Source organism: Peribacillus muralis (genome assembly GCF_001439925.1).
Taxonomy (GTDB): Bacteria; Bacillota; Bacilli; order Bacillales; family DSM-1321; genus Peribacillus; species Peribacillus muralis.
Genome location: NZ_LMBV01000006.1, coordinates 1 through 202, shown reverse-complemented (window position 1 = coordinate 202; position 202 = coordinate 1). Strand labels below are relative to the sequence as shown.

Genomic DNA, 202 nt, shown 5'->3' with positions numbered 1-202 from the left:
GTAGCGGATATTACTTGCTTCCTTCATCAAAGTGGCTGGCAGGCCTTTTAGGGCTGTGTTATTAGCTCCAACGGTTGCCACGGCATCCTTACGGCCAAGGCTCGCAAGTGTACCGGAGTTAACTGGTGAGAATACTTCAAGCTTTTTGCCTTCGAAGGCTGCATATAGATTGTAGCCGACAAGCTCACCCATTTGCCAAGCG

Annotated in this window: 1 pseudogene; it reads right to left on the bottom strand. The window is 50.0% G+C overall.

The features are described from left to right. Positions 1-202, bottom strand: a pseudogene (locus tag ASU00_RS09870) (NAD(P)/FAD-dependent oxidoreductase); the annotation flags it as partial.